Consider the following 14,723-nt stretch of genomic DNA (forward strand, 5'->3'; position numbering starts at 1 on the left):
CCTGCCTAGTAAGGAAGTAGTTTAGAAAGCCGCCCTTTAGAGAAATAGTATAAGAAAGATCATATTTATTTCCAATAAGCAGGGAATCGATAGGATATGATGGAAAGTATTAGTAAGGATGAATATTTTCCCGTCTCACCGTTACTTTATAAATGGAAAGAAGGCTGAAACTTTTGGAATTTTTTTTAAACTTCCCTTTAATTGCCGCTTTAATCGCCATTTTCTTTGCCCAATTCATTAAAGTCCCGATTCATTTCATCGCCTTTCGTAAATGGGATTGGTCGTTGATCAACTCAACGGGCGGTATGCCAAGTTCACATTCGGCCGCCGTGACTGCACTTACCGTAGCAGTGGGGATTGAAACGGGCATGGACTCACCCATCTTTGCCGTTGCGACACTTTTTGCCATCATCACGATGTTTGATGCAACGGGTGTTAGGAGGCAGGCAGGGGAACAGGCTGCCGTCCTGAATCAGCTTGTCACAGATTTCAATTTATTTGTCGAACAAGCGAAGAATTGGCAGAAGAAAGAGGAGAAGCAGAAGCAGCAGCAATTGAAGGAATTATTGGGCCATAAACCAATTGAAGTCTTTTTCGGCGCATTGACTGGAGTATTCATCGCACTTGTTCTTCACTTTTTAATCTTTCAAGGGTAGGTGACTTATAAATGAAATTAATCTCTCTTTGCCCAAGTAATACCGAACTCTGTACATATCTCGGAATCGAAGACCAGTTGATTGCCATCGATGACTATTCGGATTGGCCCGACTCCATACAGCATCTGCCTAAAGTCGGTCCGGATTTGTCCATTAACATCGATCTCGTGGAATCATTAGAACCTGATTTGGTTCTTGCTTCCCTCAGCGTACCTGGTATGAAAAAAAACATCGAGGCACTCAAAAAACGACAGATTCCTTATATCATCTTTAATCCGCAATCGCTTGAAGATATCGCCCAGGATTTACTGACCCTTGGGGAAGCCGTTCAGGTACAGGAAAAGGCCGCGTTGCAGGCGGACAAATTCCGTTCCACCATCCGGCAATATAAGATGGTAGCGGACAGCATCGACCATCCCCCTTCCCTCTACTGGGAATGGTGGCCCAATCCCCTTTTCTCACCTGGCGGGGTCAATTGGTTAACGGAAATCAGCCGTCTGGCTGGAGGGTATAACCTCTTTGAAGAAGTAGACATGGCAAGCATTCAAGTGCCATCGGAAGAAGTCCTAGAAAAGGACCCGGACCACATTTGTTTAGCATGGGTCGGCGTCCCGTTACATAAGGTCAACCCTGAATTAATCAAGAAACGGAAGGGCTGGTCCGAAATGAAAGCCGTCCAAAACCATGCGATTCATATCATGGAAGAACCCTTATTCTGCCGGCCGTCCCCCAGATTGCTGGATGGACTATCCAAACTGGCTAGGACGCTTCATCCCAAAGCCTACCTCCACATCCCTACAGATTGAACGGCAAAAAAGCCGGCTCTACATTGAGTCGGCTTTTTTGCGAGCATTCATGTATTTAAAACACAAAGGAAGACATGTTTGTATTGACCGCTTTTTCGGCGATCGTATGTTTGAAGACCTGCCTCACTTTCATTTCATTCAACTCATATAACTGTTCCTCTGAAAAACGCCCGTTTCCTTTTTGTACAAGATAGACCTCCAGGGTTTTCTTTCCCCACTTCTCATACACATCTTGCACCGTGTCGTAATACAGGTCAAGGTGATTCCCTTTAATCGCCCCACCCTTATCGGCTACCACCCCAAAACCATAATCAGGGATCCAAAGGATGGTACCTAGCGGAAACACGGATAGATCAGCAGCAATTGTCGAAAACATATCCCGCTTCACCTTCACCCCAGAATAGGTAATGCCATAAGACGGGCTATCCGGATATTTACCGGTGGATTCATAGCCTGCTGTATATCCCGTTGCCAACACCTTATGTTTTGGATACTTCGAAAGCTCTATAGCCTCTTCTATCGTTGGTGGTCCCCCACTTTTTTTCGTGGACGATGCTATAAAGGTCGCTTTATGGTGCCCACGATGAAAGGCTTTATATTCCAGCTCAAATACCATATTTTTCCTAATCATTTCTTCCAAAGGATGGACTTCGGGCTCGGCTCCAAAAACATGATGAACGGTTGATTCAATAGCCAAGAAAAACAATAGGATGATGGCAACCCGCAAAAATAATGTCCGTATGATTTTCATATGTATGTCATTCCACTCCTCTCACAAGGATATTTGTTCCCTAACATGAGGAAAAGTATTCATATAGACCTAAAAATGACTACATATCACTAGAAAAACAGAAAAAAGGACCACCACTAAATGGCAGCCCCACCTATTTAAAACATTTGGTACCCCTTATTCCTCAATATCTTAATCGTGATTCCAGCCCCTATAGCACCAATTAATCCACTTGATAAAATCATCAGATCCGCCGCATGCAAAGATGCTAGGCTCGTCCCAAGTTCGGAAAACGTGTCACTGGGTTGTCTGAAATATTCAATCAACTTGGCTTTATTCACTATGACAAGGAAAACGATAGGAAAAAGGACGACCATGATCCATGATGATCGAAAAAGCATGTTAAGTAAAAAGCCTATCCCGAAAAACAATACAAAGAATAAAAGTATTGAGATGACCAATACCGGCAATGGCATAATCTTCTAGACCTCCTTAAAAGAACCACTTTTAGTTTACAGAATACATAATTGGTTCGTCAACGACATAATACCAATTAATCCCTTGTGATGCATCATTGTCTTACATAAATAATTTATAAGAGGTATATCCGAAATGATTCCCTGGATTGACTCCGTCGAGCATCGTCTGCATTCTTTCCTTTTTAAAGGATAAAAGATGATTCAATAACACAGACTGCTTGCCTTCCGCAATGAGGGCTTCCGGATCATAGAACTTAGCTTCATATAGCTCGTCCATTTGAGCCGATACATCAAAACTAAGCGGCTTAAGTAAAAACACCAACATATTATCACTTATTTCCCCTTTGATGACTCCACTCCTGACGCCTACCATCCCTTCAATTTCCGTATGAATCCCCGTCTCCTCCAGCACTTCTCTAATGACTGCCTCATCCACCGTTTCATCATTTCGAACGAAGCCGGCAGGGAGGGACCATTGACCTTCCAATCCTCCATACCGTTTATTAACGACAAGCCATTCGCCTTTATCGGAAATCACGAGACCCGATACAGCCAACCAGACATTTTTGCAGCGTTCCAATCATTTCACTCCTCATTTCTCTCAATATTTGTATTATAAACCTTTTTTTTCAGTCATACACAATAGAAAAAAGCCATCCCGGAAATTTCTTGAATGGCTCATACCTTTTACTATGAAATTACAGGATGTTGAATTTACCCTTTTTCGCAACCAAATAAGGGCCGCCTATCAATAATAACGCTCTGTTATCCACCATTTTCTTCATGAACGAGGCCGTTTTCCCCGTCACTTTCTTACCAAAAACAACCCCGATTGCATCATGCTCACCAAGTGAACATACCGTCCCTTTGTTTTCGAACGTAAAGGTATCTAGGTCGGTTTGGTTGCGGACCAACTTGGTAATGTTCTTCGCAATGACTTCTCCTTGCTGCATGGCAATCTGTGCGGTAGGGGGATATGGCCGGTTTATTTCTTCATTGATGATCAATGAACAGTCACCCACGATGAAGATATCATCATGACCTGGTGCCCGCATATCGAGGTTCACTTTTATGCGACCACGCATTGCATCGAATCCCGAAGCTTCAATGACGGAATTCCCACGAACTCCAGCTGCCCACACAACGGTCCCTGCCTTGATCTCCTCGGTTTCCTCTTCACCAATTGCCACGATGATTCCTTCAGGGGTAGCTCCCTTGATGGGCGTGCCAATCTTGAATTCCACTCCTTTTTTTTGAAGATATGAAACGGCATAATCCACTAATTCGGGATCGAAACCAGGAAGTACCGCCGGTGCAGCTTCTACACAGTACATGCGGACTTTCTGAGGGTCAATATCATATTCCTTACACAACACAGGAACACGGTTGGCTAACTCCCCAAGGAATTCAATGCCCGTAAACCCAGCTCCACCGACTACGATGGTCAAGCGATTTTCGTCTTTTTCCATTTCTGAACTATATGTGGCAAATTGCAATTGGATATGATCCCGTATTTTCCGGGCCGAATTTAAATTGGAAATGGAGAAGGCATATTCCTTTAATCCTGGAATGCCGAATGTTTCTGATTCTGGGCCAAGCCCGACCACTAAGATGTCATACGAGACTTCGCCATTTTCTAGAATGACTTTTTTCTGTTCGGTCTTGATTTCTAAAACGGAGTCTTGAACGAACCTCACTTTACTTTTGTTGATGACATTCTTGATGGGATAGCGCACACGATCATGATGAAGGGTTCCGGCAGACGCCTCATGCAACCAGGTTGTTTCATAATGATAATCATTTTTATTCACTAAGATGATTTCCGCTTCATTTTGTCCCAATGCTTTTTGTAATCGAGTTACGGTCATCAAACCGCCATAACCTGCTCCCAAAATAACGATAGTTGGTTTTTTCAAGTAATCTTCCACCTTTACAGTATTTTTCTTTATCCCGCTTTCCATCTCAATTTCTATGCGATATCCTTAATTTCCATTAAAGAAGGCAATCCTATTCATATGTGATGCCTTTCACTAATTAAAGTTCACGAACGAATCAATAAATTCCATATAATTGAATATTATTCCATTCCCTCTCATTTTTCAAGGAAACCGATTTCCCCTTGATTAATGGATAAGCCGTCCACTTGATGCGGTAATTTTTCATTTCGATGAATAGTATGCCTGATTGCTCGCGCGAAATTTCTCATTTTTCAAAAAAATTATCCATCTTCTTTAACTTCAACTATGTTAAAATGAAGAAAGAATTTCAACAAACCTAGTATATCGGAGGGATAGCGTTGGAAGTAAATGAAAAAGTATATGATATTACCATCATTGGTGGTGGACCTGTAGGCTTATTTACCGCATTCTATGGTGGTATGAGACAGGCATCAGTCAAAATCATTGAAAGCCTCCCACAATTGGGTGGACAATTATCCGCTCTTTATCCTGAAAAATACATCTATGATATCGCAGGTTTTCCTAAAGTGCTGGCTCAGGAATTAGTCAATAATTTGAAAGAGCAAATGGCGAAATTCGAACAAACCGTCGTCTTGGAACAATCCGTTCAAGAAGTGGAGAAACAGGCCGATGGCGTCTTCATGTTAACCACGGATAAAGAAGTACATTATTCCAAAACAATCATAATCACTGCCGGAAACGGGGCTTTCCAACCTCGACGCATCGAAATCGAGAATGCTAAACAATATGAGGGTACGAACCTTCATTATTTCATTGATGACCTTAACCGTTTTGCAGGGAAAAAAGTGGTGGTCTTCGGAGGCGGCGATTCCGCAGTGGACTGGGCACTCATGTTAGAGCCTATCGCTGAAAAGGTGAGCATTGTCCATAGAAGGGATAAATTCCGCGCTCACGAACATAGTGTCGAAAATCTAAAAAATTCTAAAGTAGAAATTAAAACCCCTTACATACCTGCAGATTTAATTGGTACGGAAGATCGAATTCAAACAGTCGTCCTTAAGGATACGAATGGAGAAGAAACCGAAACATTGGATGTTGATGCAGTCATCGTCAACTACGGCTTTATCTCCTCTCTTGGTCCCATCAAAGAATGGGGGCTCGATATTCAGAAAAACAACATCTTAGTCAACTCCAGAATGGAAACGAACATCCCCGGAATCTACGCGGCTGGTGACATCGCAACCTACGATGGCAAAGTCAAATTAATTGCCAGCGGCTTTGGCGAAGCCCCTACTGCCGTCAATCATGCGAAGCAATACATTGACCCAAAAGCAAAAGTGCAGCCCATGCACAGCTCTTCCATGTTTTAGCATCCCATCACTCATTGACCGGCTCTTAATTGAGCTGGTTTTTTTTATTCGTTTTATTAACTTGTGGATAACTTCCGGGAAAGCAGTTATCCACAATGTGTTCTAGATGTTTTCGGACTCTTCGATAAAGGGTAATGAATGTAAGAGAAGATAAAGAAAGGAGTTTACATTCATGAATATCTTAATAGCAGGAGCGAATGGAACGACTGGTAAGAAAATCATCGAAGAACTATCAAAAACCCAACAGGATACGGTATATGGAATGATCCGGAAAGAAGAACAAGCACAAGGGATAAAAGACCTTGGCGGACAACCCATCCTCGCCGATTTAGAGGGAAATGTGGATAAAGCGGTGGATAACATGGACGCCATCGTATTTGCTGCTGGTTCAGGTCCGAAGACAGGACCTGATAAGACCACGGCTGTGGATAAGAACGGAGCAATCAAACTGATTGATGCCGCTAAGAAAAAAGGCGTCGGGCGCTTTGTCATGTTAAGCTCCGTCGGTTCCGATCAGCCCCAACAAGGTCCCGAAGGAATGCAACACTATCTCGAAGCCAAGCATGATGCGGATGAACATTTAAAGGAGAGCGGTCTCACTTATACCATCGTCCGTCCCGTCGCATTGACTAATGACCAAGCGATTGGGAAAATTAAGGCAGATGCAAAAGTCGACCATGTCGATACTTCCATACCACGAGCTGATGTCGCTAAAGTATTGGCCCAAGCCATCTCCGAAAAAAACACCTTCAATAAAACGTTCGAAATTCATAGTGGTGACCAACCGATCAAAGAAGCCTTGAAAACCCTATAAGAATGATGGAAAAAAGGGGGACACTTCAAAATGTGTCTCCCTTTTTCCATAAGAAAACCCTAGGGAGATTTTAGTCTTCCTAGGGTTTCAATATTATTTATCTGTTTGTTTTTGCTTTTTTTTCAAATACTCCGCACGCAGATTTTCAATATGCTGCTTTTTATCAAATTTGGCAGTCGTCTGCTTTTCCTGATATCTTGTCACAGCTGCCTGGCCTTTGTAATCCAATTGATATTTTCCCACTATGTTCACCTACTTTTCCTGTCTTTAAAGAGAATCTATTCAATAAATATATCATACCTTATTTTTGTGAAGTAAACCTTATTACTTTATTTGTGTCCTGCTAACCTTCCATATATACGGTTCGTGCACACACGTAATACTAACATAGCAAGGGACTTTATGCTTTAATCGACAAAAGACGACGAATCCACATAAGCATTTCATTATCATTTTAGAATGCTCGCTTCTACGTGTTTATTGGATAAGTCTTTTATCCTGACATAAAAAGACGCCTCCCAACGTATCGTTACATACGTCAAGAAGCGCCAGATATAAATGTTGATATCGAATTAACTAAACGCTAACGATCACTGACCGTCAACCAACCATTAACAGTTCTCCGGCGTACCTTTTTCGGTAGCCGTCCTGAAGGAAGATCCACAACCGCATGACGCGATGGCATTAGGATTTTCAATCGTAAATCCTCCACCCATCATCGTTTGTTTATAATCGATGACCGTTCCATTCAATATGCTGGCATCCTCTTTGTCCACAAGGATATGGATCCCAAATTGCTCCAACTTCTCATCCTTCTCGCCAGGTTCCTGTTCCAACCCCATGCCATAGGATAATCCACTGCAGCCTCCGCCTTTTACAGCCACTCTTAAAAACGATCCCTCTTCTTCGTTTTGCTTCATCATTTCTTTTATCTGAAAAGCAGCTGCTTCCGTAATCTGAACAACTTCACTCATTATAAACCGCTCCCTCTCCTAAAGATGTGAGATAGAATCTTTCTTTACTTATAGTATATACCAAAGAAATTCCCCTGCTCAATTTTCCAGCTTGAAAAAAATTAAATGTTCCAGATCATTATCCCCCCACATTTCATGAAAAAACTAGATTAAATCGTGGTTTATAGGTATAATTACCTGTGTAATTAGTCTTGCAAGATTTTATGAAGGAGGTAATCTCTATCGAAGAATTACAGCCTCTATATGATAAAAGTATAGAATGTCTTCATTGTAAACAAACATCAACCACTAAGAAAATACGTTCACGCTTTATTAAAGTATCCCGTTATGACACTGATTTTTGTCCTATATATGAAAACCCGGACGCTAACGCCCTTTACTATTATATTCACGTTTGTCGACACTGCGGTTTTTCCTATTCTGAAGATTTCTCACGATATTTCCCACCTACCACAAAAGAAGTCATCGAAGAGAAAATCTGTTCTAAATGGAATCCCCATCATTTCAGTGATGTACGTTCCGTTGAAGATGCAATCAAAACCTATAAACTGGCCAGTTATTGCGGTTCCTTGAAAAAGGAGAAACATATCATCTTGGCCGGTATTCATTTACGGATTGCCTGGCTGTATAGATTTCAAAATAAACAGGAGCAGGAAAATAGGTTCCTACGACTTGCTCTTCAGGAATATGAAGCATCTTATTCATCAGGGGACTTCAGCGGCACGCAAGTATCGGAAGTCAGGATTTTATACCTTGCCGGAGATATATCCAAAAGGATCGGAAATACACAGGCAGCCATTAAATTTCTTTCCATGGTACTTGAAAGGCAAAAACACGCCAGGGAATCGTCCATTATCCAAATGGCCAGAGACCGGTGGCATGAAATCAAGGAAGAATCGGAAATGGGTGGTATCGCGGCAAATGCCTGAGGAAATGTATCCTCCACCAAAAAGGAGGCGGCCCAACATGTTATTCGGCTGCCTCCTTTTTATTTATGTCGATTAAAACATTTGATATTCATCAATAAATTTATATATATTTTTCACAAGTTCATCCGTTGTATCCCCAGAAACTACTTCGCCATTAACAAGGGCATACAAAGAACTGGAACATTTCCCACAATACCCTAGGCAACCATATTCAATAATATCTAAATTAGGATCCTTCTCTAATCTTTCGAAAGCTTCCTGTGCCCCACTGGCCAGATTGCTTACACAGAACTCAATGATTGGATACATCGTTTCACCTCGCTGTCATTAACAGTTTATCCTAAACCTTTTCACATTAACAGTCAATAAATACGCACAAAAATACGCCGTTTTTAAGATATCGGTTGTGATTTACAGTTATATTCGTTATACTTTTGTCGGGGTATGTAAACAAGAAATCATATAATATTTTTATTATTCTACAAATTAGGCATATATTTATTCACATAATTCCATAGGATACAAATGGGGAATCCTATAGTAGGATAATTTATTTTCACAAGTGAAATACTTAACATTATTTCTAGAGATCAAACAAAGGGGAAAAAACATATGAAGAATTTAGTCATACTTGGTGGTGGGTATGGTGGTATGCGCATGTTACAAAGATTGCTGCCTAATCAGCTTCCTGAAAACGTGAGCATCACACTAATCGACCGCAATCCTTATCACTGCTTAAAAACCGAATATTATGCACTAGCAGCAGGTACTATTCCTGATCAGCACATCCGTGTTGCATTTCCAGAACACCCTCGCTTAAAGAACGTATACGGAGAAGTACTTTCCATTGATATGGAGAACAAACAAGTCATTATCGAGAACCAAGAGCCCGTTGCTTACGACGATTTAGTTATCGGCCTTGGATGTGAAGATAAATATCACAATATTCCTGGTGCTGATACACACACATATAGCATCCAAACCATCGATAAATCACGTCGCACTTATTCAGCTTTGAATAATTTGGGCGCTGGTGCAACCGTATCAATCGTTGGCGGAGGCCTTAGCGGTGTCGAGTTAGCCAGTGAATTAATTGAAAGTCGTTCTGATTTGAACGTAAAGCTTTTCGACCGTGGACCACATATTCTATCTGCTTTCCCAGAAAGACTAAGTACGTTTGTCGAATCATGGTTTGATAAACATACCATCGAAATCGTTCATCATTCTAATATCACTAAAGTTGAACCTAACCTGCTTTATAATGGGGATGAAGCGGTTCATAGTGATGTTATTGTCTGGACAGCCGGCATACAACCAAGCAAGATCATTCGTGACATGGATATCGAAAAAGACCGTCAAGGAAGAGCCGTTCTTACACCACAGCATTTCCTTCCTACCAATGACAGCATTTTTGTAGTCGGCGACTGCGCTAGTTTGCCACATGCACCGAGTGCTCAATTAGCGGAATCTCAAGCCGAACAGATTGTTCAAGTTCTCTTGAAAAAATGGGCCAATGAACCACTTCCTGAAAGTTTCCCTCCCGTAAAATTAAAAGGGACATTAGGTTCTCTTGGGAAGAAACAAGGTTTTGGACTTGTCGCTAACCGTCCTATCACAGGAAGAGTGGCACGCCTAATGAAATCCGGGATACTTTGGATGTATAAATACCATAACGGTTAATCTAAAATTTCATGAACCTATTCTTGAACTGACTCAAAAAGCTGCTATAAAGCTTCCTCCTGGGTCAGTTTTTTCATTTCCCTTTATATCCGTAGTTCTCCATTAATTCCACAACTTTTTTCAGGTGAACGTTCCCTTCGGCCACAATCTCATCTTCAATGAGGACAAGTGGATAAAATAAATCTTCTTCGACCATCTTCGCCGCCATGTTTTTTTGCCTATCAACATCAGGCGGATTCAACATATCAATATAAGTAATGGAAAATGGTTGCTCTGGAAACTTTCGTGTCAATGCGGCTTGAAGCCATTCATATGTATCTTTCGAAGAGGGAAGATTAACACAACTCGCACATATTTGCGTCGCCCCATATACCTCTATTTCAATTTTTTTCTTTATCATCTGTTACCTCCACCATGTATTTTCTCTGTGATTTTTGGAATCTTTTCCCTATTAATGACAGATTCGAAAAGAATAGATTTAATTTCCGCAAAGTTACAGTTGGATTTTTTACTATGTTCGCATTATAATATGATTAGGAAAGGAGTCGATTGCAATGTCTGACCAACAAATGGAAACACAAGTTCAAGATGTTCTAGATAAACTTCGTCCGTTTCTACTTCGTGATGGCGGTGACTGTGAACTCGTTGACGTAGAAGATGGAATTGTAAAATTACGATTACTAGGAGCATGCGGAAGCTGCCCAAGTTCGACCATTACTCTAAAAGCTGGGATTGAGCGCGCACTTCTTGAAGAAGTTCCCGGGGTAGTGGAAGTTGAGCAAGTTTTCTAATTAGCCTTTAATAACGGGTTGAGCATTCAACCATATTAGATACAACACATACAGACTAAATATATTTAGTCTGCTATAGAAATAAAGCTGACTCCGCTTTATCAGTCCTATCAATCCTTGATTGATACGGCTTAAAGGGAATCAGCTTTTTTACTGTTGCAATGAACATCTATGATTTATTAAAGCTCCATTCCTTCTTCTCTTCCTCTGATAGGATCGCCGTCTGGCTTCCATCATTGTCGACCCTCAGCTCTTTCACCTGAAAGTCAGGAAATGCTTCCTTCAAACTTCTTAGCAGTTGTGCTGTTTTTTCGCCAGACACTAGGCTGAGGACGGTCGGACCTGCTCCACTTAGAGCGGCACCATAGCCGCCTTCCCGACGTACAATTTCTTCGATTTCCGCTAAATGCGGCACTAAGCCAGCGCGATAGGGTTGATGAAACCGATCTTTCTGCATCATTTGACCGACAAGATCCCAGTTATTCGTCAAGATTCCCGCAAGTAGCACATTAGCTGCCGCACTTCCGCTTATTGCTTCTTTATACGGAAGTGTTTCGGGAAGGACATTCCTTGAATCCTCCGTAAGCAATTCAAAGTTAGGGATCACGGCAATGACGTTTACCCCTTCTATCGGAAATGAAAGAACATCCGTTTTTTCATCCGTATGCATACCGACGACCAACCCACCATGAACAGAGGCCCCTGCATTGTCCGGGTGTCCCTCAAAAGTAGAGGCATGTCTGTTTTTTTCCTCAGCGGATAAGTTCAGTTTAGCGACTAGATTCGCTAATTCAATCCCGGCTACGATGGCTGAAGCACTGCTTCCAAGTCCCCTGGCAAGCGGGATTTCACTAGAAACGGAAATCCGGCACGGTGACAGGTCTTTCCCATAATATGCCGCCGTTTTCTTTGCGATTTGAATGATGTAATTCGTGTCATCTTTCGGGAAAACGGACATTTCCTCAGAAAGCGGAATGACTTCCCAATGATTCGATAGGGATCCGTGTATCTCCAAGTACAATCCAAGGGCAAGACCGATTGAATCGAACCCGGGCCCAAGATTAGCCGTACTTGCTGGCACACGGATCAAAAACATCTCCGATTCCGCACTCATGCCTGGTTCACACCTTGTAAATGTTCTAAAATGATTTTTTCATCCATTGGTAGTAATGTCGGATGAATCGTGCTTGTATCGACAGCCACGTTCGGATCCTTCAATCCATTTCCAGTAAGGACAGCCACAACTTTGCTTCCTTTTTTGATTTCGCCGCTTTTTAATTGTTTATACACGCCGGCAATGGAAGCACATGATGCCGGTTCAGCAAATACGCCTTCCTTTTTAGCCAGGAAGTGATAGGCTTCAAGGATTTCCTCATCCGTTACCTCATCAATTTTACCATTTGATTCACTTGCCGCTTCCACAGCAAACTTCCAGCTGGCAGGATTACCAATTCGTATCGCGGTTGCGATCGTTTCAGGGTTTTCAATGACCGCATCACGGACAATCGCTGCTGCCCCTTCGGCTTCGAACCCTCTCATTTCAGGTAGCCCTGTCTGTTTTCCTTCATTGTACTCCTTAAACCCTTTCCAGTACGCGGTGATATTCCCCGCATTCCCGACTGGCAATGCCAAAATATCAGGCGCAGATCCAAGCGCATCACAAATTTCGAACGCAGCCGTCTTCTGACCTTCAATCCGATATGGGTTAACTGAGTTTACTAGAGTGATAGGTGAATGTTCGCTAAGGGACCGGACGATCTTTAAAGCTTGGTCGAAATTGCCTTCAATCGAAATGATCTCTGCTCCATACATAACCGCTTGAGCCAATTTACCCATGGCAATCTTTCCTTCTGGAATGACAACAATGCAACGGATATTGGCACGCGCCGCATAAGCAGCAGCCGCAGCTGATGTATTCCCCGTGGATGCACAGATGATCGTATCACTTCCAGCCTCGATCGCTTTGGCAACAGCCATGACCATTCCACGGTCCTTAAATGATCCCGTTGGATTGGCTCCTTCGTATTTTACATGGAGCTCAATTCCCCACTCTTCTGATAAACGGTCCAATTTAATCAAAGGTGTATTTCCTTCTAAAAGGGATAATGCCGGTGTATCTTCATTTACAGGTAAAAATTCTCTATATTCGCTAATTAGTCCTTGCCAACTCATTTGTTGTCCTCTCCTTCTACACGGTATGTGCTTTTCACTTCTTTTACCATATTGTAATCATTCAATTCGTATTTAATTTGATCGAAAGCCGCCATTGGGGCTTTATGGGTAACCAATACAATTTCCGAGGACTCTTTTTCATCCAGCGGCAATTGTAGGATCTTATCGAAACCGACCCCATGCTCCGCGAATAAATTCGTGATCCTAGCTAGGACACCCACTTCATCCTGTACATGGAGTCGAATGAAGAACTTAGCCAGAATCTCCGTATGATCTTTTAATTGTTTCGGGTATTGAGGAGAAACGGCACTTCTCCCGTTCACGCCCAATCTCATATTCTTGATGACCGTTACCATATCCGAAACGACAGCCGTTGCTGTTGGCAGGCTACCTGCCCCAGGGCCGTAAAACATCGTTTCCCCCACTGCTTCACCATAAACGTACACTGCATTATACTCATTGTTTACAGAAGCTAGTGGATGTTCCTCCGGAAGCAAAGTCGGCTGCACGCTAACTTCGACCCTATCCCCCGTTCTAGTCGCTACGCCAATCAGCTTCATGGTATAGCCAAGCTTTTGGCTGTATCTCAGATCCTCTTCGGTTATTTCTGTGATCCCCTGCACTTCGACATCATGCAAGCCGATATTCATGGAAAAACCGAGAGTCGATAGGATGGCCATTTTCCGTGCGGCATCCAGTCCACCTACATCCGCGGTCGGATCGGACTCGGCAAAACCCAGTTCCTGAGCTTCTTTCAGCACGTCTTCATAAGCCCTTCCTTCTTTGCTCATCTTCGTTAGGATGAAATTTGTCGTTCCATTAACGATCCCCATCATTTTTGTGATCCGGTCCGAGGATAACCCATCAACTAAACCGCGCAATATCGGGATGCCCCCGGCCACGCTTGCTTCATAGAATAAATCACATTGGTTTTCCGTGGCTAACTCCAAAAGTTCCGGACCATACAGGGCCATCAGGTCCTTATTGGCCGTTACGATATTTTTTTTATTTTTCAAGGCTTTGATTAAGTATTCACGCGTTTCTTCAATTCCGCCCATCACTTCAATAACTAAATCGATTTCAGGGTTTGAAAGAATATCCTCCGGATTGGAAGTTAGCATACTGTTATCCACCGATACGAGTCGTTCCTTTGACGTATCTTTGACCAGTATCTTCTTAATGGTGATTGAGCAACCTACTTGGTGCATGAGCTTGTCTTGATGTCTCTCAATGATTTGTACGACTCCGGACCCGACAGTGCCCAGCCCCAATAATCCGATCGAGATGGCTTTCATTTTGGTTCCCCCTTAAAGTATCTGTTTTCCCCAAGAAAACATTTGTATTTGTATAGTAGACATTATATGTTTTATTCGTTCAATTATCAATAGTTAGAATATACAGTT

General features: G+C 42.3%; 18 protein-coding genes. 7 read left to right on the plus strand and 11 right to left on the minus strand.

The genetic code is table 11. The features are described 5' to 3' along the window. The first annotated feature begins 173 nt into the window (after positions 1-173). Together ACIQXU_RS13235 and ACIQXU_RS13240 are read left to right on the plus strand one after the other, a co-directional pair. On the plus strand, positions 174-656 hold the full coding sequence (locus ACIQXU_RS13235) for a divergent PAP2 family protein (RefSeq protein WP_402871041.1): 483 nt from the start codon (positions 174-176) through the stop codon (positions 654-656). An 11-nt stretch (positions 657-667) separates the two neighbouring features. After that, positions 668-1,462, plus strand: a complete 795-nt coding sequence (locus ACIQXU_RS13240; RefSeq protein WP_402989996.1) for a cobalamin-binding protein — start codon at positions 668-670, stop codon at positions 1,460-1,462. Positions 1,463-1,517: 55 nt separating this feature from the next. Here the strand turns inward: ACIQXU_RS13240 and ACIQXU_RS13245 are convergent, their stop codons facing one another. From ACIQXU_RS13245 to ACIQXU_RS13260, 4 genes are all read right to left on the minus strand, one after another. Beyond that, positions 1,518-2,213: a 3D domain-containing protein gene (locus ACIQXU_RS13245; protein ID WP_402989999.1), complete on the minus strand. Its 696-nt coding sequence runs from the start codon at positions 2,211-2,213 to the stop codon at positions 1,518-1,520. A 137-nt stretch (positions 2,214-2,350) separates the two neighbouring features. Further along, positions 2,351-2,668: a YuiB family protein gene (locus ACIQXU_RS13250; RefSeq protein ID WP_402871034.1), complete on the minus strand. Its 318-nt coding sequence runs from the start codon at positions 2,666-2,668 to the stop codon at positions 2,351-2,353. Between the two features lie 103 nt (positions 2,669-2,771). Further along, on the minus strand, positions 2,772-3,251 hold the full coding sequence (locus ACIQXU_RS13255; protein ID WP_402871032.1) for an NUDIX domain-containing protein: 480 nt from the start codon (positions 3,249-3,251) through the stop codon (positions 2,772-2,774). Between the two features lie 118 nt (positions 3,252-3,369). Next, on the minus strand, positions 3,370-4,587 hold the full coding sequence (locus tag ACIQXU_RS13260; RefSeq protein WP_402871029.1) for an NAD(P)/FAD-dependent oxidoreductase: 1,218 nt from the start codon (positions 4,585-4,587) through the stop codon (positions 3,370-3,372). Between the two features lie 380 nt (positions 4,588-4,967). Between ACIQXU_RS13260 and ACIQXU_RS13265 the strand changes: the two genes are divergently transcribed. Beyond that, positions 4,968-5,960: an NAD(P)/FAD-dependent oxidoreductase gene (locus ACIQXU_RS13265; protein WP_402871026.1), complete on the plus strand. Its 993-nt coding sequence runs from the start codon at positions 4,968-4,970 to the stop codon at positions 5,958-5,960. 172 nt (positions 5,961-6,132) lie between these two features. Next, positions 6,133-6,774 (plus strand): SDR family oxidoreductase, encoded by a 642-nt coding sequence (locus ACIQXU_RS13270; protein ID WP_402990002.1) that lies wholly within the window; start codon positions 6,133-6,135, stop codon positions 6,772-6,774. A 93-nt stretch (positions 6,775-6,867) separates the two neighbouring features. Here ACIQXU_RS13270 and ACIQXU_RS13275 read toward each other — a convergent pair whose 3' ends face one another. Both ACIQXU_RS13275 and ACIQXU_RS13280 read right to left on the minus strand, forming a co-directional pair. Beyond that, entirely contained in the window at positions 6,868-7,017 is a 150-nt protein-coding gene (locus tag ACIQXU_RS13275; RefSeq protein WP_402871020.1) for a hypothetical protein, read from the minus strand. Between the two features lie 368 nt (positions 7,018-7,385). After that, a complete protein-coding gene (locus ACIQXU_RS13280) occupies positions 7,386-7,748 on the minus strand; it encodes a HesB/IscA family protein (protein ID WP_402871018.1) in 363 nt (120 codons plus the stop codon). Positions 7,749-7,951: 203 nt separating this feature from the next. Between ACIQXU_RS13280 and ACIQXU_RS13285 the strand changes: the two genes are divergently transcribed. Next, on the plus strand, positions 7,952-8,677 hold the full coding sequence (locus ACIQXU_RS13285; protein WP_402954334.1) for a DUF2225 domain-containing protein: 726 nt from the start codon (positions 7,952-7,954) through the stop codon (positions 8,675-8,677). 72 nt (positions 8,678-8,749) lie between these two features. Here the strand turns inward: ACIQXU_RS13285 and ACIQXU_RS13290 are convergent, their stop codons facing one another. Beyond that, positions 8,750-8,986: a YuzB family protein gene (locus ACIQXU_RS13290; RefSeq protein ID WP_402871015.1), complete on the minus strand. Its 237-nt coding sequence runs from the start codon at positions 8,984-8,986 to the stop codon at positions 8,750-8,752. Positions 8,987-9,289: 303 nt separating this feature from the next. Between ACIQXU_RS13290 and ACIQXU_RS13295 the strand changes: the two genes are divergently transcribed. Next, complete coding sequence (locus ACIQXU_RS13295) at positions 9,290-10,357, plus strand: NAD(P)/FAD-dependent oxidoreductase (protein WP_402871012.1); 1,068 nt, start codon at positions 9,290-9,292, stop codon at positions 10,355-10,357. 73 nt (positions 10,358-10,430) lie between these two features. Here the strand turns inward: ACIQXU_RS13295 and ACIQXU_RS13300 are convergent, their stop codons facing one another. Further along, the gene (locus tag ACIQXU_RS13300; RefSeq protein ID WP_402871009.1) at positions 10,431-10,757 is read right to left on the minus strand and encodes a YuzD family protein; all 327 of its coding nucleotides are present in this window, start codon (positions 10,755-10,757) and stop codon (positions 10,431-10,433) included. Between the two features lie 154 nt (positions 10,758-10,911). Here ACIQXU_RS13300 and ACIQXU_RS13305 point away from each other — a divergent pair, with 154 nt between their 5' ends. Continuing rightward, on the plus strand, positions 10,912-11,148 hold the full coding sequence (locus tag ACIQXU_RS13305; protein WP_402871006.1) for a NifU family protein: 237 nt from the start codon (positions 10,912-10,914) through the stop codon (positions 11,146-11,148). 169 nt (positions 11,149-11,317) lie between these two features. On the opposite strand, the gene thrB is transcribed toward ACIQXU_RS13305, so the two are convergent. From thrB to ACIQXU_RS13320, 3 genes are read right to left on the minus strand one after another with little or no spacing between them, the layout of a single operon-like run. Next, positions 11,318-12,262: a homoserine kinase gene (gene thrB, locus ACIQXU_RS13310; protein ID WP_402871003.1), complete on the minus strand. Its 945-nt coding sequence runs from the start codon at positions 12,260-12,262 to the stop codon at positions 11,318-11,320. Continuing rightward, on the minus strand, positions 12,259-13,320 hold the full coding sequence (gene thrC / locus ACIQXU_RS13315) for a threonine synthase (protein WP_402871001.1): 1,062 nt from the start codon (positions 13,318-13,320) through the stop codon (positions 12,259-12,261). Before thrC ends, thrB begins: the two co-directional genes overlap by 4 nt. Further along, entirely contained in the window at positions 13,317-14,615 is a 1,299-nt protein-coding gene (locus ACIQXU_RS13320) for a homoserine dehydrogenase (RefSeq protein ID WP_402871000.1), read from the minus strand. The genes thrC and ACIQXU_RS13320 overlap by 4 nt, the downstream gene beginning before the upstream one ends. Positions 14,616-14,723: the final 108 nt, after the last annotated feature.

Source organism: Peribacillus sp. NPDC097284 (assembly GCF_044761765.1).
GTDB lineage: Bacteria > Bacillota > Bacilli > Bacillales > DSM-1321 > Peribacillus.